Origin of the sequence: Pseudomonas lini (assembly GCF_030812475.1) — a bacterium.
Lineage (GTDB): Bacteria > Pseudomonadota > Gammaproteobacteria > Pseudomonadales > Pseudomonadaceae > Aquipseudomonas > Aquipseudomonas lini_A.
Map to the genome: position 1 here is coordinate 50,717 of NZ_JAUSSR010000019.1, position 18,760 is coordinate 69,476.

At 62.0% G+C, this 18,760-nt stretch carries 17 protein-coding genes; 8 read left to right on the top strand and 9 right to left on the bottom strand.

Features of this window, described 5'->3' with window-relative positions; all coding sequences use genetic code 11:
* Positions 1–48: 48 nt before the first annotated feature.
* The 3 genes from J2W17_RS28235 (at position 49) to J2W17_RS28245 (ending at position 2,207) form a co-directional block, all read left to right on the top strand.
* Positions 49–498, top strand: coding sequence for an acyl-CoA thioesterase (locus tag J2W17_RS28235; protein ID WP_307342663.1), 450 nt, complete (start codon positions 49–51; stop codon positions 496–498).
* A 180-nt stretch (positions 499–678) separates the two neighbouring features.
* Entirely contained in the window at positions 679–1,638 is a 960-nt protein-coding gene (locus tag J2W17_RS28240; RefSeq protein WP_150765169.1) for a tRNA dihydrouridine synthase, read from the top strand.
* Between the two features lie 122 nt (positions 1,639–1,760).
* Entirely contained in the window at positions 1,761–2,207 is a 447-nt protein-coding gene (locus J2W17_RS28245) for an Hsp20 family protein (RefSeq protein WP_307342667.1), read from the top strand.
* Between the two features lie 100 nt (positions 2,208–2,307).
* Here J2W17_RS28245 and J2W17_RS28250 read toward each other — a convergent pair whose 3' ends face one another.
* The 9 genes from J2W17_RS28250 to J2W17_RS28290 all read right to left on the bottom strand — a co-directional run bounded on the left by J2W17_RS28250 (position 2,308) and on the right by J2W17_RS28290 (position 13,149).
* Positions 2,308–3,240 (bottom strand): phosphatidate cytidylyltransferase, encoded by a 933-nt coding sequence (locus J2W17_RS28250; RefSeq protein ID WP_307342670.1) that lies wholly within the window; start codon positions 3,238–3,240, stop codon positions 2,308–2,310.
* A gap of 1 nt (position 3,241) precedes the next feature.
* Complete coding sequence (locus J2W17_RS28255) at positions 3,242–3,862, bottom strand: lysophospholipid acyltransferase family protein (RefSeq protein WP_307342673.1); 621 nt, start codon at positions 3,860–3,862, stop codon at positions 3,242–3,244.
* A 9-nt stretch (positions 3,863–3,871) separates the two neighbouring features.
* Positions 3,872–4,327 (bottom strand): hypothetical protein, encoded by a 456-nt coding sequence (locus J2W17_RS28260; RefSeq protein ID WP_307342676.1) that lies wholly within the window; start codon positions 4,325–4,327, stop codon positions 3,872–3,874.
* The gene (locus J2W17_RS28265) at positions 4,317–5,660 is read right to left on the bottom strand and encodes a phosphatase PAP2/dual specificity phosphatase family protein (RefSeq protein ID WP_307342678.1); all 1,344 of its coding nucleotides are present in this window, start codon (positions 5,658–5,660) and stop codon (positions 4,317–4,319) included. The genes J2W17_RS28260 and J2W17_RS28265 overlap by 11 nt, the downstream gene beginning before the upstream one ends.
* Positions 5,660–7,414 (bottom strand): bifunctional alpha/beta hydrolase/class I SAM-dependent methyltransferase, encoded by a 1,755-nt coding sequence (locus tag J2W17_RS28270; protein WP_307342683.1) that lies wholly within the window; start codon positions 7,412–7,414, stop codon positions 5,660–5,662. The genes J2W17_RS28265 and J2W17_RS28270 overlap by 1 nt, the downstream gene beginning before the upstream one ends.
* Positions 7,415–7,424: 10 nt before the next feature.
* Positions 7,425–8,048, bottom strand: a complete 624-nt coding sequence (locus J2W17_RS28275; protein ID WP_307342686.1) for a CDP-alcohol phosphatidyltransferase family protein — start codon at positions 8,046–8,048, stop codon at positions 7,425–7,427.
* A gap of 142 nt (positions 8,049–8,190) precedes the next feature.
* On the bottom strand, positions 8,191–8,409 hold the full coding sequence (locus J2W17_RS28280) for a hypothetical protein (RefSeq protein ID WP_307342689.1): 219 nt from the start codon (positions 8,407–8,409) through the stop codon (positions 8,191–8,193).
* A 495-nt stretch (positions 8,410–8,904) separates the two neighbouring features.
* Positions 8,905–12,183 (bottom strand): EAL domain-containing protein, encoded by a 3,279-nt coding sequence (locus J2W17_RS28285; RefSeq protein ID WP_307342692.1) that lies wholly within the window; start codon positions 12,181–12,183, stop codon positions 8,905–8,907.
* Positions 12,184–12,258: 75 nt separating this feature from the next.
* Positions 12,259–13,149 carry a LysR family transcriptional regulator gene (locus J2W17_RS28290; RefSeq protein ID WP_064676825.1) on the bottom strand — a complete coding sequence of 297 codons (891 nt, stop codon included), beginning with the start codon at positions 13,147–13,149 and terminating at the stop codon, positions 12,259–12,261.
* 148 nt (positions 13,150–13,297) lie between these two features.
* On the opposite strand from J2W17_RS28290, the gene leuC reads away from it, so the two are divergent.
* From leuC to asd, 5 genes are all read left to right on the top strand, one after another.
* On the top strand, positions 13,298–14,716 hold the full coding sequence (gene leuC / locus J2W17_RS28295; RefSeq protein ID WP_307342697.1) for a 3-isopropylmalate dehydratase large subunit: 1,419 nt from the start codon (positions 13,298–13,300) through the stop codon (positions 14,714–14,716).
* Between the two features lie 10 nt (positions 14,717–14,726).
* Positions 14,727–15,371, top strand: coding sequence for a 3-isopropylmalate dehydratase small subunit (gene leuD / locus J2W17_RS28300; protein WP_307342700.1), 645 nt, complete (start codon positions 14,727–14,729; stop codon positions 15,369–15,371).
* 145 nt (positions 15,372–15,516) lie between these two features.
* Positions 15,517–16,284 (top strand): class I SAM-dependent methyltransferase, encoded by a 768-nt coding sequence (locus tag J2W17_RS28305; protein WP_307342703.1) that lies wholly within the window; start codon positions 15,517–15,519, stop codon positions 16,282–16,284.
* Positions 16,285–16,377: 93 nt separating this feature from the next.
* On the top strand, positions 16,378–17,460 hold the full coding sequence (gene leuB / locus J2W17_RS28310; protein ID WP_307342705.1) for a 3-isopropylmalate dehydrogenase: 1,083 nt from the start codon (positions 16,378–16,380) through the stop codon (positions 17,458–17,460).
* Between the two features lie 68 nt (positions 17,461–17,528).
* The gene (gene asd, locus J2W17_RS28315) at positions 17,529–18,641 is read left to right on the top strand and encodes an aspartate-semialdehyde dehydrogenase (protein WP_307342708.1); all 1,113 of its coding nucleotides are present in this window, start codon (positions 17,529–17,531) and stop codon (positions 18,639–18,641) included.
* The last annotated feature ends 119 nt before the right edge of the window (positions 18,642–18,760 follow it).

The window sequence follows — 18,760 nt, forward strand, 5'->3', positions numbered from 1 at the left end:
GCATCCGTTACACTGCCCCGGTCGACATTATTTGACCAGGAGTGAGGCATGGGTTGGGATCGGGCAACGCCATTTATCATCGATCTGCAAGTGGGCGCCGAGGACATCGACGGGCTGGGTCACGCCAACAACGCGGTGTACGTGACCTGGCTCGAACGCTGCGCCTGGCGCCACTCCCAGCGGCTCGGCCTGGACCTGGTCGAGTACCGGCGACTGGACCGGGCGATGGCGGTGGTGCGGCACGAGATCGATTACCTGGCGGCCGCCTATGAAGAGGATGAGTTGCAGTTGGCGACCTGGATCGTCGATTGGGACCAGCGCCTGAAAATGACCCGGCACTTTCAGCTGAAGCGCCCCAGCGACAACACCACGCTGCTGCGGGCGCAGACCACCTTCGTCTGCATCGAACTGTCCAGCGGCAAGCCCAAGCGCATGCCGGTGGAGTTCATCGAAGGCTACGGCCCGGCGTTGCAGATGTTGGATACAACCAACATCTGATCATTGTAGGAGCGAGCTTGCTCGCGAAAAACCTGAGAGCGTTGCGGGGAGTCAGGCTGGTCGCGTTATCGTTGACGTCCATCGCGAGCAAGCTCGCTCCTACAGGGGATTTGCGATGTTCTGCAGATTTCGTGCGTAATCCATTAAACTGCCGCACGTTTTTCGTCGAGTGTGTTTTTCATGCAAATTGCTTTGGCGCCCATGGAGGGGTTGGTCGACAACATCCTGCGGGACGTGCTGACCCGTGTGGGCGGTATCGACTGGTGCGTGACCGAGTTCATCCGGATCAACGATCAGTTGCTCACCCCTGCCTATTACCACAAGTTCGGTCCGGAACTGCTGACCGGCGCCCGCACGGCGTCCGGCGTGCCGTTGCGGGTGCAGCTGCTCGGTTCCGACCCGGTGTGCCTGGCTGAAAATGCCGCGTTGGCCTGCGAGCTCGGTTCCGAGGTCATCGACCTGAACTTCGGCTGCCCGGCCAAGACCGTCAACAAGTCCCGTGGCGGTGCGGTGTTGCTCAAGGAGCCCGAACTGCTCAACGAAATCGTCGAGCACGTGCGTCGCGCGGTACCGGCGCACATCCCGGTGACCGCCAAGATGCGCCTCGGTTTCGACAGCCCCGACGGTGCCCTGGTCTGTGCCACGGCCCTGGCCGAAGGCGGCGCGGCGCACATTGTGGTGCATGCGCGGACCAAGACCGATGGCTACAAGCCGCCGGCCCATTGGGAGTGGATCCCGCGGGTGCAGGACGTGGTCAAGGTGCCCGTGTTTGCCAATGGCGATATCTGGAGCGTCGAGGACTGGCGCCGTTGCCGCGAAATCAGCGGAGTGGAAGACATCATGCTCGGTCGCGGCCTGGTCTCGCGCCCCGATCTGGCCCGGCAGATCGCTGCCGCGCGCGCCGGAGAGGAAGTGGTCGAGATGACCTGGGCTGAACTGCTGCCACTGATCCAGGACTTCTGGCTGCAAGCCAAGGCGCAGATGACCCCGCGCCAATCGCCCGGTCGACTGAAGCAGTGGCTGGCGATGCTGACCCGCAATTATCCCGAAGCGGTAGAGCTGTTTACCGTCCTGCGGCGCGAAACCGAACTGGACCAGGTCTCGCGTTTACTGGGCCTGCAGGTGGCCGAAGCGGCTTGAAAAAAATTTGAAAATACCCTCTTGAAAACCAGTCAGCGGTCCCTATTTTGGATTTACGCGATGCCGAATTCGGGTCGCGGAGACAAAAAAACTTGCTGATCTGTTTTCAGGAGATTTGAATCATGAGTACTGCATTTTCCATGGCACCCCTGTTCCGTTCCTCGGTGGGCTTCGATCGCTTCAATGACCTGTTCGAAACCGCCCTGCGCAATGAGCCAGGCAGCACCTACCCACCTTACAACGTGGAAAAACACGGCGACGACCAATACCGCATTGTCGTAGCGGCCGCCGGCTTCCAGGAAGAAGACCTGGAGCTGCAAGTGGAAAAAGGTGTGCTGACCATCAGTGGCGGCAAACGTGACGCGAACGAAGACGTCACTTATCTGTACCAGGGCATTGCCCAGCGGGCCTTCAAACTGTCCTTCCGCCTGGCGGACCATATCGAAATCAAGGCCGCCGGCCTGAGCAACGGTCTGTTGAGCATCGACCTGTTGCGGGTGATTCCGGAAGAGGCAAAAGCCAAACGCATCCCGATCAACGGGGAGCAGAAACCGGCTCTGCAGCATTGAGTCGGACCCTCGGCAGTATTGCCTGAGTAGGACGCTGCCAGCTGAAACAGAAAGACCCCGACTTGTCGGGGTCTTTTTTTTTACGGGCTGGATTATGAAATCAGGTCCACCCATACCGGACCAGGTGAAAGAAGATCGGCGCCGCAAAGCACACCGAGTCCAGGCGGTCGAGCATGCCGCCATGGCCTTCGATCATGTGGCCCCAATCCTTCACCCCGCGGTCGCGCTTGATCGCCGACATCACGATGCCGCCAGCGAACCCCAGCAGGTTGATCAACAGGGCGATGAGCAGTGACTGCCAGGGATTGAACGGCGTGATCCACCACAAGGCACAGCCGATCAACGACGCCAGGAGGATGCCACCGACAAAGCCTTCCACGGTCTTGGACGGCGACAGGTTGGGCGCGATCTTGCGTTTGCCGAACAGTTTTCCGCAGACGTACTGCAGCACGTCCGACATCTGCACCACGATCACCAGATAGGCGATCAACAGCAGGTTCCGTCCCTCATAACCGGCGATGTCGAGGGTCAGCAGGGCGGGCACGTGAGACACACAGAACACCGCGATCATCAGGCCCCACTGGACTTTCGAGGCGCGTTCGAGAAAGTGCGTGCTGTCGCCCCCCAGGGACGCGAGGATCGGCAGGAGCAGGAACACGTAGACCGGAATGAAGATCGAAAACAGCCCGTACCAATCGTAGTAGATGAGCAGGTACTGCAGCGGCAGTGCCAGGTAGAACGCCGCCACCAGTGCCGGGTAGTCGCTGCGACGGGTCGGCGTGAGCGTCATGAATTCGCGCAAGGCGTAGAAAGACACCATGTAGAACAGCAGGATCACCGCCGTGGTGCCGAGCCAGAAGGCGATGCCGATCACCAGCACCATGACCCACCAGGCGTTGATCCGGGCGTTGAGGTTGTCGACCACCGGGTTCGCCGTGCCGCCAGCGCGCCGCTTGAGAGTGAAACCGATCACCGAGGCCAGCAGCAGAAACGCGCCAATCCCACCAAACAACATCAGGGTTTGTCTGTCCATGTCAGGCATGCTCCTCGGCGAGGCTCAACAGCGCGTCGCGGCTGCGTTCGAGAAATTGCGCCTTGGTTTCTTCTTCGCCAAGGGTCAGTGCGGCACCAAAGCTGATGGTACATAACAGCGGCAGCGGCAGGACGCGGCCCTTGGGCATGACGCGGTTGAGGTTGGCGATCCACACCGGGATCAATTGAGCCTGGGGATAGGCTTTTGCCAAGTGGTACAGCCCGCTTTTGAACGGCAGCAGGCTGTCCTCGGGGTTGCGTGTGCCTTCAGGGAAAATGATCAGCGAATCGCCGTTTTCCAGGGCGTCGAGCATCGGTTGCAAAGGGTTGTCGCCGGTCTCCTTGCGTTCGCGGTCGATCAGCACGCCATTGAACACCCGGTTGATGATGTAGCGGCGCAGGGGGCTTTTGAGCCAGTAATCGGCGCCGGCCACCGGTCGGGTGATGCTGCGCAAAGCGGGTGGCAAGGAAGCCCACAGCAACACAAAGTCGCCATGGCTGCTGTGGTTGGCGAAGTAGATGCGCTGCACCGCCTGCGGCGCACAGCCGAGCCACAGGCTGCGGGCTCCCGTGAGCAGGCGGGCGCCCGAGATGATGAGGGTGGCAACCGCGGGTGCGAGCATGAAAACTCCTTATCCGGCAAAGGTCAGCCAGGGGCCGGCCACAATGAAAACCAGGGTCAGCAGCACTTGTGCCGCCACCAGCAATGCCTGGCGGCGTAACAACTTCAGCGCGCCGGCGATACGTTCGTTCCAGGGGCGACCGCCTCGGTCGGCGGGCTGCAGGCCCAGCGCTGTCAATGCATGGTCCAGGGCCCGGGTGCGTTCGGGCAGGTCTTGTGCATCGGCGGCCAGGTGCTGGAACAGTTCGGCATCGAAAGCGACCCGCAGTGCCCAGTATTTTTGCCACAGGCCCAGCACCAGCAGCGCGCCACTACAGGTCAGCCCCGAGGTTCCCGGGCTGGTCGCGACGTATTGGGACAGGCCGAGCAAAGCCCCCAGCAGTGTGAGCCCGGTGGACAGTCGGTCCAGGGAACCACCTCGTCGCAACAGGCTGGCGGTTGCTTGCAGCTGCATTTCAGTGGACACAGGCGTGCTCCGTGATCACGGGTAACTGCTGCAGCACCTGCCGGTGCGCAGTGCTCAGCACGATCCCCGGACGTGCACGCTGAATCAACAGGATGGCGTCATCGACACTGGCGGCCCTGCCGCTGTGCAGCAGCCACGCGGCAACAGCGATGGCGCTGCGCGAATAGCCCAGGGCGCAGCAGACCAGCAGCGGACCTTGCTGGCGCAGGCTTTCGATCGCCTCGGCCGCTGCCTGGCATTGCGTGGCGGTGGGTACCGTCAGGTCCAGTACCGGCAGTGAGTGGTAACTGACCGAATCCGCATTCAGCGACAGCTCGGCACACAGATCGAGTACCGCCCGAAACGGCGAGTGGCGCAGTTCCTGTCGACCTGGCAGGCGTCCGAGCCAGACGTCATCGATCACCCGGTCGGGCTGCGGGTGGTGGCGGGTCCACAGGCGCGAGTTGAGCCAGGCCGCCATCAGGTAAGGTGCCAGCAGCCAGCGTACGGCGGGGGACAGCCGACCGTCGGCGCGTTTCTGAAAACCGCGAGCGTCCAGCAGGGCGTAATTGAGCGCGACCAGCAGCAAGGCAACTGCTGGCCAGAACAACCAGAGCCATGCACCTCTCAGAGCAAAGGCCGGGATGGTGAACGCTGCAGCACCCAAGCTGTAATACAACGCCAGTTGCCAGCGTTTCCTATCCACCGCCGGGCGAGCACCGTGCAGGGGACCAGGACCTTCCAGTGGCCACAGCCAGACGCACAGCCAACCGAGCAGCGCCCCGGTGGGCAGGTCGACGAAATGGTGCTGGTAAGTGGTGAGCACCGATACCCCGATCAGGATGAACCAGCCATGCATCAACCCGCGCCACAGGCCCCGCAAGTGCCGCTGGTAGCAGCTCCATAACACCACCAGCAGCGCGATGTGCAGGGAGGGCGCCTGATTGAACGGCTTGTCGAACCCCGCCAGGACATCGAACAGCCAGCCGAACACCCCATCCAGTTCGGGCCGGGTAAAGGTGAAGCGCAACGGCCAGATCAGAAAACAGCTGACGGCGATCAACTGGGCAGTGATCAGGCGCAGGGCGTGGCGCCCGAGTTCCAGGCGACTGGCGGGCAGCAACAGCGACAGGCCGTAGAGCAGGTCAATCGACCAGTACGGCACGATGCTCCAGGCCCAGAACGGCATCCGGGTTTCCCAGTCGAACACCAGGCTGGCGATATCGTCCCGTTGAGTGGTGACCCAGGTGGCGAAGCCGTAGGTGGTGAAGAACAGCGGAGCCAACAGCAACAGCCACAGCAGTGCCGGTTTGAACAGGCCCGGTTCGCGTCCGGGCGTGGCAGTCAGGGGCATCATTGCACTCGTTGCGCCAGGGATACGCTGAAAATGCCCCATTCATCGACCCGCATGCCGATCTTGCGAAAGCCGGAGGCGGCTACCAGTTGGTCCATTTCCGCCTGGGTTCGCCGGCGCATGACCCAGGCCTGGCCTTCGCGGTGACTGGTCAAGGCGCGGGCGATCAGCTCCAGTTGCGGGTGCCAGGGCTGTCCGGTGTAGACCAGATAACCACCGGGTTCCACGGCGTCGGCCAGTCCGGCGAGGGAGCCACTGACCATCTGGTTGTCGGCGAACAGCTCATACAGGCCGGACACCACCGCCAGCGTCGGCTTGGGATCGAGTGCGGCGAGGTCGGCACGGTCGAAGGCATCGCCTTTGACGAATCGGGCGATGTTCTCCAGACCTTTGTCGCGGATCAGCGTACTGCCGTCGCGCACGTTGATATCGCTGTAGTCGCGCAACAGGATCGATTCGGGGAGCGGGTCGATGCCCTGCAAGGCTTCAAGGATGTAGCGCCCGTGCCCGGCGGCGATGTCGACGATGCGCACTTCGCGGCCCTGGTCACGCAGTTGCGCCATGGCCAGGCGCAGCAGTTCTTCGACATGCAGCTTGCGTTGGCGAATGCCGCGCCAGCCGATCGAGTCCAGGTAGTTGCGGTCGATCAGGCGACCCACGGCAGACGTGCCGGTGGGCGTGTTGCGGTAGACGTAGTCCAGGGTACTGCCGGAATCGAAACCGGTGTCGAACCCCAGCTTGAGCCCGGACGACAGCCCGCTGCCGAGGCCCATGCCGGCACGGGTCATGCGCCAGTACAGGTCGCGCAGGGAATTGCGCGGCAATGGCGCGGCCAATGACTCCGATTCGGCGCAGGTCAGGCCCAGGCGGTCGGCGGCCAGCAGGGACTGGCGAGCCGCCGGTTGTTCGAAGTTGTGCAGGATAAAACGACGTACGCTGACGACGGCGGTCTCGCGACGCTGCTCACCCAGGGTGTCGTGGAAGAATCCCGGCAGGACATGTTTTTCCTTGTGCAGGCTGCCCAAACGCTCGAAGAACTGTTCTTGTGGTCGGCGATGCACAACGAAATCGGCGCCGGAGATCAACAGCTGCGTCGGCACCTGGATGGCCTGGGCGTCGGCCACCACACGCTCGGCAGCGTCGTAGAGGCCGAGCAGGACATTGACTGAAATCGCCTTGGTGATCAGCGGATCGTCGTCGTAGCTGGTGATCCGTTGCGGGTCATGGCTGAGAAACCGCGCTTTAACGTAGCTGTTGACGAAAAAGTTGCCTCGCCAGCGGCGCATCAGCGCCAGCCCCTGACGCGCGAAGGGCACGTAGAGCTTGACCTTGAACGCCGGTGACGCCAGCACCAGGGAGCGTATGCGTGGCGCGTAATCGTGGACCCAGGTGGCCACGATCACTGCACCCACGCTCTGGGCGATCACGGCAATATTTTCTTCGTCGATACCGTAGGCCGCGCGCAGGTGATCGCAGAAAGTCTGCACGTCACGCACGCTGGTGGAAACACCCGGGCTGTCGCCGCGGGCGCCGGGCGAGAGGCCATGACCCCGGGCGTCCCAGGCAAAGAAGTCATGGTCGGGCAGATTCAGTTCATCCACCAAGTGGGCAATGCGCCCGGAGTGTTCATGGCCGCGGTGAAACAACAGCACGGCCTGGCGTGGTTCGCCCGGGGCCGCGGTGCCTGGCCAGTAGCGGTAAAACAATTTCACGCCGTCATGGGTGGTGAATGTCTGATGTTGAGCTTCGCGCATTGCACTGTCCTTATGCTGAAGGGGTGTCTACCTGTACTTCCTTGAGGCCCTGGCGGACCCTGTTGATCAGCGTGTAAACCAACAACGCGGCGATGATCGCGAATACGGCGTTGATCCAAAACGCGCTGATCCAGCCCAGTGCGATCGCCATCGCCACGACCCCCAGCACAAACGCCCGATCACTTTTGCCCATGGGCCCGTCGTAGCGTCGCGAGGCGCCAACCATGGGCCCCAGCACGCCACTGTATTCGCTGAATAAAGCGAGCAGGGCGACCATCAGGACCAGCCACAGGCTGACGTCCGGCAACAGGGCAAACGGCAGTATCAGGGCACAGTCGGCGGCAATATCGCACAGTTCATTGAGATAGGCCCCCAGGTGCGACTGCTGGTTGAACTCCCGGGCGAGCATGCCATCGATGGCATTGAGCGCCATGCGCAGGATCATCCATGCCGGCACGAGTAAAAATACCCATGGGTGCTGCGCGAAACCGGCGATCACCGCGCCCACCAGCACCGAGCCGATGCCTGCTATCAGGGTGATCTGATTGGCGGTGGTGCCCTTGTTGAACAGTCGTTGCACCAGCGGTCGCAGGAGGTTTTGGAACGCGGGTTTGATCTGGTAGATGCTGGGCACGTTGGTTGGGTCTCGGGGAAAAATGTAAGGGCGAGTTTCGGCCCGGGCGATTTTTCAGTGTAGGTGGGTTCTTGGGGGAGCACGTTTAGTTGACGGAGGAGATGTCGGGGGGCGTCATCAATGATCGGGATCATGGCTTCGCTCAAGGCGTGGCAAGCTGCAGAGCGCAGGTCGCCAATCTGTGCGTTGTAGCAGACTCTTCGCACCCCCGACCTGCGGCGATGTCGAGAATTGCGTGTTCGATCAGCTGGCGATCGGAGCGCCGTAGCAGGTTATCAAACTGCTCAGCAGCCTTGCGCGCGAAAGGCATGCGCTGATTGATGTCGGCCAGGATGGCGACGTAATCATTGCTGAAGCCCACCGTTCGTGCGTCACCAAGATGGGAAGTCAAGGATTCACCCACGGCGTGCCGAGTGACAGCGTGATGAGATAGCGTTCCTCTGTCGGTCGCTTATCGTCCCTGAACCGATTGACCACCAACATCACCTGGTATTGGTCGCCTGCATGCCAGTAGGCTTTTCCGCCTCTAGTATCGTCCACGAAAAAGCGGGCCAGTGGGGTTACGAATCCAAATTGGGAATCCAGAACCAGCCGGCTCCTACAGGGGAATAGGGTACGGTTGGAGAAGGTTGGTTGACTGTCAGGATGTCTTCGCCGGCAAGCCGGCTCCTACAGGGGGATCGGGTACGGTTGGAAGAGGTTGTTGACTGTCAGGACGCCTTCGCCGGCAAGCCGGCTCCTACAGGGGGATCGGGTACGGTTGGAGAAGGTTGGTTGACTGTCAAGACGCTTCGCCGGCAAGCCGGTCTCCCGCAGGGGGGCAGTAGGCTGGAGGGTGCGGCCTGCAAGATCCGGGTTATTTCAGCAGTTTTTTAAACTCCTTCACCGGCAACGGCCGGCTGTGCAAATACCCCTGATAGAAATGACAGCCCAGCCCCTGCAGGAAATCCAGCTGGTCCTGGGTTTCCACCCCTTCGGCGATCACCTTCAACTCCAGGCTGCGGGCCATGGCGACGATGGCGCGGATGATCTCGGCGTTGTTGGGATCGGTGGTGGCGTCGCGTATGAAGGACTGGTCGATTTTCAGGGTGTCGACCGGCAGGCGCTTGAGGTAGGTCAGCGAGGAGTAGCCGGTGCCGAAGTCGTCCATGGCAAAGCTGACGCCGAGTTTTTTCAGGCGGCGCATTTTGCTGATGGTGTCTTCCAGGTTCTGGATGACGATGCCTTCAGTGATTTCCAGCTTCAGCAACGAGCAGGGCAGGCCGTGGCTGGCGAGGCTGCGTTCGATGCGTTCGACGAAGTCGGTCTGGCGGAATTGTCGCGGGCTGATGTTCACGCACAGGCTGAAGTCGTGCGGGTCGATCAGGTTGTTGGCGATCAGTCGTTTGAAGGCGGTGCAGACCTCTTCGATGATCCAGGTGCCCACTTCGAGGATCATCCCGCTGTCCTCCAGCACCTTGATGAACTCCGTGGGCGACTGCGCGCCGAATTCCGGATGGTCCCAGCGTACCAGCGCCTCGGCGCCGACGATGCGGCCGTTGCGCGCGTCCACCTGCGGTTGGTAATGCACGCTAAACTCACCGCGGGACAGGGCCTGGCGCAGGTCGGTTTCCAGGCGCAGGCGTTCGCTCGCGGCCTTCTGCATGGTGTTGTGATACATCTGCGTGGTATTGCGACCCGAATCCTTGGCCCGATACAGCGCGATGTCGGCGCGCTTGAGCAGGTCGGTCGGGGTCGAGCCGTGATCGGGGATCAGCGCGATGCCGATGCTCGGGGTTACTTGCAGGCGCTGTCCGTCGAGGAACATCGGTTCGGACAGCAGTTCACGCAGGGTGTCGGCCAGATCCAGGACCTGATCGCTGACGTCGTTGCGCGAACCTTCCAGGCCGCTGAGCAGCACCACGAACTCATCGCCCCCCAGCCGCGCAACGGTGTCCTCCATGCGCACGCTGGCTTCAAGGCGCGCCGTGATGATTTTCAGCACCGTATCGCCCACCGGATGGCCGAGCGAATCATTGATGTGCTTGAAGTGATCGAGGTCGAGAAACATCAGGGCGCCGCGCAGGTTGTGGCGCTTGAGCAGGGCGATCTGCTGGCTCAGGCGGTCCATCAGCAGCGCGCGGTTGGGCAGGTTGGTCAAGGGGTCGTGGTAGGCCAGGTGGCGGATCTGCGCTTCGGCGTTTTTCAGCAGGCTGACGTCCCGCGCCGTCAGCAGCAGGCAGGCGGTTTCGTTCAGGGTGATGGGTTCCACCGAGACTTCGACGGTCAGCAGTTCGCCGCGTTTGTTGCGCCCGAGCATTTCCAGGTGATGCACCCGACCCTTGAGCTGAAGCTCGGCGAGCAGTATCGATCGTTGTTTTTCCTCGGCCCAGATGCCGACCTGATACACCGTGCGGCCGATCACTTCGTCGGCGCGATAGCCGGTCAGGCGGCAGAAGCCATCGTTGACTTCCAGATAGCGTCCGGTGTCGCGCTCGGTGATGGTGATGGCGTCGGGGCTGGAGTGGAAGGCCTTGGCGAACTTCTCTTCGCTGGCCTTGAGCGCCGCTTCCGAGCGTTGCTGCTGGGTGATGTCGCGCAGGGTGGTGACGATGCACGGCTGGTCGCCGACGCTGATCTGGCGGCTGGAAATCACGCAGGTCAGGGTTTTCCCGTCTTTGTGCTGGACCAGGATCGCGACATTGTTCAGGCCTTGTTCGCGGATGACCCGTTCGATCCGCCGCAGGCTTTTCTCCGAAGCGTCCCACATGCCGATTTCGTCGGCACTGCGGCCGATCACTTCGGCGGTGCTCCAGCCGAAGGTCTGGGTGAAGCTCGAATTGATCTCGATGAACAGGCCGGTGTCCTGGTGGGTCACGCAGATCGGGTCCGGGCTGACCTGGAACAGGGTGGCGAATTTCTCTTCGGAGGCCACCAGGCGCTGTTCGCGCTCCACCTGATCGGTGATGTCGAGCAGCGTGCCGGCCATGCGCAGCGGCGCGCCGTTGTCATCGCGGTAAAGCCGGGCGCGGCTTTCCAGGTAGCGCGAATTGCCGTCCGGCAGTTGCACGCGGTAGGTCAGCTGGTAATTGCCGGCCGGGCCTTCGCGCAAGCTGCGGTAGGCGTCGCGCATGCTGTTGCGCTCTTCGTCGGGCACGCCTTCGAAAAAATCGTCGAAGGCTTCATGGAAAGGCTTGGCTTCCAGCCCGTGCAGTTGGGCGGCCCGCGCCGAACCGTAGAGCATGCCGCTGGGTATGTGCCAGTCCCAGGTGCCCAGTTGCGCCGAATCCAGGGCCAGGTCGAGGCGTTCCTGGCTGTCTTTGAGGGCGTGTTCGGCGGCTTTGCGTTCGGTGGTATCCAGGAAAGTGCTCAGCAGATAGGGCTGGCCTTCGAGCTCGACTTTCTGCGCGCTGAGGATGCCGTCGTGGACCAGGCCATTGCTGGCGCGAAGCTGCACTTCCATGTTGATCAATTCACCCTTGGCCTTGGTCGCCTTGACCAGTTGCGCCCGTTGTTCCGGGTGCACCCACAGGCCCAGCTCGAGGGTGGTGCGGCCAATCGCATCCTGGACCGGCCAGCCGAACAGGCTTTCGAAATACTGGTTGGCTTCGCTGATCAGGCCGTCTTCCTGGCGGGTCAGCAACACCATGTTCGGACACAGGTGAAACAGCGTGGCGAAGCGTTTTTCCGAACTGCTCAGGGCTTGTTCACGCTGACGCTGGTGGGTGATTTCGCGGATGACGCCAATCATCCGTGGCCGGCCGTGCTTGTCCGGCAGCAGGCTGCCGTTGATCTCCAGCCAGTGCAGGCTGCCGTCGGGCCAGCGGATGCGGTGGTGCATCGCCTGTTCCAACGGGGCGCCGGCAATCACCGCGTGGAAGGCGCGAATGGTTTTCGCCCGGTCCTCGGGTGGTAGCAAGTCCAAGTATTCCAGATCGGCCGGCAGCGGTTGCCGGGGATCGAAGCCGAACAACGCCTGGGTGCCCCGGGACCAACTGATCTGCCCGCGCTCGATGTCCCAGTACCAGGCGCCCAGGCGCGCGCCGTTGAGGGCGGCCAGCAATTGCGGGGCGCTTTCCCAGCTCTGCTCGGACCGTTTCGGGTCGAGCGCCTGAATGCGCGGCATCGGCGGAATTCGGTCAACAGATTTCGGCATTTTCAAGCCTTGGGCTGAATTGGGCGTTAAGCACAGGAGTTCACGGCGCAAAAGACGCTATAGACGTAGCACAGCTTAGCCCTGAATCCCTGGCCCATCGATTTGTGCATCCAGCAGGGCCATGAAGGCCCGTGCCGCATTCGAGAGCGTCCGTTCGGTGTGCAAGATATAGCCTAGCTGGCGAGTCAGTTGTATGCCTGGTAAAGGTATTCGCGCAACTTGCTCGTCGAGCATGGTGCGCGGCAGCACGCTCCAGGCCAGGCCGATCGAGACCATCATCTTGATCGTTTCCAGATAATTGGTGCTCATGGCAATGTTCGGCGTCAGCCCCCGGGCCTCGAACAGGCGCTGGACGATGTGGTGGGTAAAGGTGTTGCCGCCGGGAAAGACCGCCGGGTGCAGGGCAATGTCCGCCAGGCTGACCGGGCCATTGCTGATCAGCGAATGCTCCGGGGCGACCACGAAATCCAGCGGGTCGTCCCATACGGGCGTGGCCTTGACCAGGGCGTGGGGCTCTGGCGCCAGGGTGATGACCGCCAGCTCGGCGCGGCCATGGAGGATTTCTTCGTAGGCCACTTCCGAGTCGAGGAACTGGATATCCAGTGCCACCTGCGGGTAGCGTCGGGTGAACTCCCTTAATAACGGCGGCAGGCGGTGCAGGCCGATGTGGTGACTGGTGGCCAGGGTCAAGCGGCCGCTCACTTCGCCGGTCAGGTTGGTCAGGGCGCGGCGGGTATCATCGAGCACGTTCAGGATCTGATAGGCCCGGGGCAGCAAGGCGCGGCCGGCCTCGGTCAGGCCGACTTCACGACCGAGGCGATCGAACAGGCGCACCTTCAATTGCTGTTCCAGCCCGGCGATGCGTTTGCTGATGGCCGGTTGCGTGAGGTGCAGCCGCTCGCCGGCCCCGGAGAAGCTGCCGGTTTCGGCAATCGCTATGAAAGCATTGAGGTTGGCCAGATCCATTGTCGTATTCCAGTTGGTTATCCAAAGCATAAAAAATATGAATTTGAGTTATTTAATGTAACCCCCTAGGATCGACCTCACAAGCCAAAGGGTTATTGAACCGTTCGATGCCCGGGGCATAGAAACAAGCTGATGAGGAAACCGTCTGATGGCCGGCAAAACGCTCTACGACAAGCTCTGGGATTCGCACTTGGTCAAGCAGCGCGACGATGGCTCTGCGCTGATCTACATCGATCGTCACATCATCCATGAAGTGACCTCGCCGCAAGCCTTCGAAGGCCTGCGCCTGGCCGGGCGCAAGCCTTGGCGCATCGATGCCAACATCGCGACCCCGGACCACAACGTACCGACCACACCGGAGCGCAAGGGCGGCATCGACGCCATCGCCGACGAAGTCTCGCGCCTGCAGGTGCAGACCCTCGACGATAACTGTGACGAGTACGGCATCGTCGAATTCAAGATGAATGACGTGCGCCAGGGCATCGTCCACGTCATCGGCCCGGAGCAGGGCGCGACCTTGCCGGGCATGACCGTGGTCTGCGGCGACTCCCATACCTCGACCCATGGCGCGTTTGGCGCGTTGGCGCACGGTATCGGCACCTCCGAGGTCGAGCACGTGCTCGCCACCCAGTGCCTGGTCGCAAAGAAAATGAAGAACATGCGGGTAGAGGTCGAAGGCAAGCTGCCATTCGGCGTGACTGCCAAGGACATCGTCCTCGCCGTGATCGGCAAGATCGGCACCGCCGGCGGTAACGGCCATGCCATCGAGTTCGCCGGTAGCGCGATTCGCGACCTGTCCGTCGAAGGCCGCATGACCATCTGCAACATGTCGATCGAGGCCGGTGCGCGCGTCGGCCTGGTGGCGGCGGACGAAAAGACCGTGGAATACGTCAAGGGCCGTCCATTTGCGCCGAAAGGCGCGGAATGGGACCTGGCTGTCGAAGCCTGGAAAGACCTGGTGTCCGACGCCGATGCCGTGTTCGACACGGTGATCGAGCTCGACGCAACCCAGATCAAGCCGCAGGTCAGCTGGGGCACCTCGCCTGAGATGGTCTTGGCGGTCGACCAGAACGTTCCGGATCCTGCCAAGGAAATGGACCTGGTCAAGCGCGGTTCCATCGAACGCGCCTTGAAGTACATGGGCTTGACCGCCAATCAGGCGATCACCGACATCCAGCTGGACCGTGTTTTCATCGGCTCCTGCACCAACTCGCGGATCGAAGACCTGCGTGCGGCGGCAGTGATCGCCAAGGGCCGCAAAGTGGCGTCGACCATCAAGCAGGCCATCGTGGTGCCGGGCTCGGGCCTGGTCAAGGCGCAGGCCGAATCGGAAGGCCTGGACAAGATTTTCCTCGAGGCCGGTTTCGAATGGCGCGAGCCGGGCTGCTCGATGTGCCTGGCGATGAACCCGGACCGTCTGGAGTCCGGCGAGCATTGCGCCTCGACCTCCAACCGTAACTTCGAAGGCCGTCAGGGTGCCGGTGGTCGTACCCACCTGGTGAGCCCGGCCATGGCCGCCGCCGCCGCTGTGAACGGTCGTTTTGTCGACGTCCGTGAATTGATCTAAGGAGCGCAGCATGAAAGCTTTTACTCAGCACACGGGTCTTGTCGCGCCTTTGGATCGTGCCAACGTCGATACCGACCAGATCATCCCGAAGCAGTTCTTGAAGTCGATCAAGCGCACCGGTTTCGGCCCGAACCTGTTCGATGAATGGCGCTACCTGGATGTGGGGCAGCCGTATCAGGACAACTCCAAGCGCCCGTTGAACAAGGACTTCGTGCTCAACGCCGAGCGTTACCAAGGCGCCAGCGTGTTGCTGGCCCGTGAGAACTTCGGTTGCGGTTCCAGCCGTGAACACGCGCCGTGGGCGCTGGAAGAGTACGGTTTCCGCAGCATCATCGCGCCGAGCTATGCCGACATCTTCTTCAACAACAGCTTCAAGAACGGCTTGTTGCCGATCATCCTGAGCGACGCTGAAGTCGATGAGCTGTTCCAGCAGGTTGAAGCGAATCCTGGCTACCAGTTGCAGATAGATCTGCAAGCCCAGACCGTGACCCGTCCGGATGGCAAGGTGTTGCGCTTTGAGATCGACGCGTTCCGCAAGCATTGCCTGCTCAATGGGCTGGACGATATCGGTCTGACGTTGATGGACCATGAGGCGATTGCGACGTTTGAAGCCAGGCATCGGGCTAGCCAGCCTTGGTTGTTTCGTGATGCGTGATATTGCGTAAGGCGTGATGCCGCCTTCGCAGGCAAGCCAGCTCCTACAGGGGTTCTGTGGTGTTCACAAAACCCTGTAGGAGCTGGCTTGCCAGCGAAGAGGCCCGCGAAGACACCACAAGACTCACCCCCCAAAGGAAGTCCCCATGACCAACACCGCCCAGCACAGCCAGGTAGTCCAAAAGCAATTCGGTGAACAGGCCGCCGCCTACCTGAGCAGCGCCGTTCACGCTCAAGGCACCGAATTCGCCCTGCTGCAGGCTGAACTGGCAGGGCGTGGTGATGCCCGGGTGCTGGACCTGGGTTGCGGCGCCGGTCACGTGAGTTTCCACGTGGCCTCGCTGGTCAAGGAAGTGGTGGCCTACGACCTGTCCCAGCAGATGCTCGACGTGGTCGCAGCCGCCGCTGTCGACCGCGGCCTGGGCAACGTCGCCACGGTCAACGGCGCCGCCGAACGCCTGCCGTTCGCCGATGGCGAGTTCGATTTCGTGTTCAGCCGTTATTCGGCGCACCATTGGAGCGACCTCGGCCTGGCGCTGCGCGAGGTGCGTCGGGTGCTGAAGCCGGGCGGTGTGGCGGCGTTCGTCGACGTGTTGTCACCGGGCAGCCCGCTGTTCGACACTTACCTGCAAAGCGTCGAAGTGCTGCGCGACACCAGCCACGTGCGCGATTATTCTGCGGGCGAGTGGTTGCGCCAGGTCAGCGAAGCGGGGTTGCATACCCGCAGCACCACGCGCCAACGCTTGCGCCTGGAATACCACAGCTGGGTCGAGCGCATGCGCACGCCGCCGGTGATGCGCGCGGCGATCCGCGAGTTGCAGCAGTCGATGGGCAACGAAGTACGCGAATATTTCGAGATTGAGGCCGATGGTTCGTTCAGTACCGATGTGCTGGTGCTGATGGCTGAACGATAAGCTCTGAACAATAGCCGCGGAACGATAGCCGCCAAGCGATAGAATTTTTCCGGGCGCGCCCAAGGGCGCACCGACTGATGACATGAGGAAAGCATGAGCAAGCAGATTCTGATTCTCCCAGGCGACGGTATTGGTCCGGAAATCATGGCCGAAGCGGTCAAGGTGCTGGAACTGGCCAACGACAAGTACAGTCTGGGCTTCGAGCTGAGCCACGACGTGATCGGCGGCGCCGCCATCGACAAACACGGCGTGCCATTGGCCGACGAAACCCTGGAGCGTGCCCGCGCGGCCGACGCGGTGCTGCTGGGCGCCGTCGGCGGTCCGAAATGGGATGCCATCGAACGTGACATCCGCCCTGAGCGCGGCCTGCTGAAGATCCGTGCGCAACTGGGCCTGTTCGGCAACCTGCGCCCGGCGATCCTGTACCCGCAACTGGCCGAGGCTTCCAGCCTGAAAGCGGAAATCGTTTCCGGTCTGGACATCCTGATCGTTCGCGAACTGACCGGCGGCATCTACTTCGGCGCGCCACGTGGCACCCGCACCCTGGAAAACGGCGAGCGTCAGTCCTACGACACCCTGCCGTACAGCGAGAGCGAAATCCGCCGCATCGCCCGTGTCGGCTTCGACATGGCCATGGTCCGTGGCAAGAAACTGTGCTCGGTGGACAAGGCCAACGTATTGGCGTCCAGCCAGCTGTGGCGTGAAATCGTCGAGGAAGTGGCCAAGGACTATCCTGAAGTCGAACTGAGCCACATGTACGTCGATAATGCCGCGATGCAGCTGGTTCGTGCACCGAAGCAGTTCGACGTGATCGTCACCGACAACATGTTCGGCGACATCCTGTCCGACCAGGCGTCGATGCTCACCGGCTCGATCGGCATGCTGCCGTCGGCGTCGCTGGACACCCACAACAAGGGCATGTACGAGCCGTGCCATGGTTCGGCGCCGGACATCGCGGGCCAGGGCATTGCCAACCCGCTGGCGACCATTTTGTCTGTGTCGATGATGCTGCGCTACAGCTTCAATCAGCAGGATGCCGCCAATGCCATCGAAAAAGCGGTGAGCCTGGTTCTGGACCAGGGTCTGCGCACCGGCGACATCTGGTCGGCCGGTTGCACTAAAGTCGGGACGCAGGAAATGGGCGACGCAGTAGTCGCCGCGCTGCGGAATCTGTAATCTCTCGGGCCCGCTGCAACTTTCACACTTGAAAGCAGCGGCCCACTTTTCAAGAAGGTGTAGTTGCGATGAAACGTGTAGGTCTGATCGGTTGGCGCGGTATGGTCGGTTCCGTGCTCATGCAGCGGATGCTGGAAGAGCAGGATTTCGATCTTATCGAGCCGGTGTTTTTCACCACTTCCAATGTCGGTGGCCAAGGCCCGTCCGTGGGCAAGGACATTGCTCCGCTCAAGGACGCTTACAGCATTGAAGAGCTGAAGACCCTCGACGTGATTCTGACGTGCCAGGGTGGCGACTACACCAGCGAAGTCTTCCCGAAACTGCGCGAAGCCGGCTGGCAGGGCTACTGGATCGACGCCGCTTCCAGCCTGCGCATGCAGGATGACGCGGTGATCGTGCTGGACCCGGTGAACCGCAAGGTCATCGACCAGCAGCTCGACGCGGGCACCAAGAACTACATCGGCGGCAATTGCACCGTCAGTCTGATGCTGATGGGCCTGGGCGGTCTGTTCGAAGCCGGTCTGGTGGAGTGGATGAGCGCCATGACCTATCAGGCGGCCTCCGGTGGCGGCGCGCAGCACATGCGTGAACTGATCAAGCAGATGGGTGTGACCCACGGCGCTGTCGCCGATCAACTGGCCGACCCGGCCAGCGCGATCCTCGACATCGACCGTCGCGTGGCCGAAGCCATGCGCAGCGACGCGTACCCGACAGAAAACTTCGGCGTACCGCTGGCCGGCAGCCTGATCCCGTGGATCGACAAGGAACTGCCGAACGGCCAGAGCCGCGAAGAATGGAAGGCCCAGGCCGAGACGAACAAGATCCTCGGTCGCTTCAAGAACCCGATCCCGGTGGACGGCATCTGCGTGCGCATCGGCGCCATGCGCTGCCACAGCCAGGCGCTGACCATCAAGCTGAACAAAGACGTGCCGATCGCCGATATCGAAGGGCTGATCAGCCAGCACAACCCATGGGTCAAGCTGGTACCGAACAGCCGTGACATCAGCATGCAGGAGCTGAGCCCGACCAAGGTCACCGGCACCCTGAACATTCCGGTGGGCCGTCTGCGCAAGCTGAACATGGGTTCGCAGTTCGTCGGTGCTTTCACCGTCGGCGACCAGCTGCTGTGGGGCGCGGCCGAACCGCTGCGTCGCATGCTGCGGATTCTGCTCGAGCGTTGATCGGTTGAAATAAACAAAAAACCCGCGCCTTGAAAGAGGTGCGGGTTTTTTTGTTTTTGGCAGACTGGGGTTGATGGGTTGCCTGGGCGGGCCCCTTCGCTGGCAAGCCAGCTCCTACA

Excerpts from the sequence above, each read along its gene's own strand:
- J2W17_RS28235 (WP_307342663.1), top strand. The coding sequence starts at position 49 with ATGGGTTGGGATCGGGCAACGCCATTTATCATCGATCTGCAAGTGGGC.
- J2W17_RS28240 (WP_150765169.1), top strand. The coding sequence starts at position 679 with ATGCAAATTGCTTTGGCGCCCATGGAGGGGTTGGTCGACAACATCCTG.
- J2W17_RS28245 (WP_307342667.1), top strand. The coding sequence starts at position 1,761 with ATGAGTACTGCATTTTCCATGGCACCCCTGTTCCGTTCCTCGGTGGGC.
- J2W17_RS28250 (WP_307342670.1), bottom strand. The coding sequence starts at position 3,240 with ATGGACAGACAAACCCTGATGTTGTTTGGTGGGATTGGCGCGTTTCTG.
- J2W17_RS28255 (WP_307342673.1), bottom strand. The coding sequence starts at position 3,862 with ATGCTCGCACCCGCGGTTGCCACCCTCATCATCTCGGGCGCCCGCCTG.
- J2W17_RS28265 (WP_307342678.1), bottom strand. The coding sequence starts at position 5,660 with ATGCCCCTGACTGCCACGCCCGGACGCGAACCGGGCCTGTTCAAACCG.
- J2W17_RS28270 (WP_307342683.1), bottom strand. The coding sequence starts at position 7,414 with ATGCGCGAAGCTCAACATCAGACATTCACCACCCATGACGGCGTGAAA.
- J2W17_RS28285 (WP_307342692.1), bottom strand. The coding sequence starts at position 12,183 with ATGCCGAAATCTGTTGACCGAATTCCGCCGATGCCGCGCATTCAGGCG.
- J2W17_RS28290 (WP_064676825.1), bottom strand. The coding sequence starts at position 13,149 with ATGGATCTGGCCAACCTCAATGCTTTCATAGCGATTGCCGAAACCGGC.
- leuC (WP_307342697.1), top strand. The coding sequence starts at position 13,298 with ATGGCCGGCAAAACGCTCTACGACAAGCTCTGGGATTCGCACTTGGTC.
- leuD (WP_307342700.1), top strand. The coding sequence starts at position 14,727 with ATGAAAGCTTTTACTCAGCACACGGGTCTTGTCGCGCCTTTGGATCGT.
- J2W17_RS28305 (WP_307342703.1), top strand. The coding sequence starts at position 15,517 with ATGACCAACACCGCCCAGCACAGCCAGGTAGTCCAAAAGCAATTCGGT.
- leuB (WP_307342705.1), top strand. The coding sequence starts at position 16,378 with ATGAGCAAGCAGATTCTGATTCTCCCAGGCGACGGTATTGGTCCGGAA.
- asd (WP_307342708.1), top strand. The coding sequence starts at position 17,529 with ATGAAACGTGTAGGTCTGATCGGTTGGCGCGGTATGGTCGGTTCCGTG.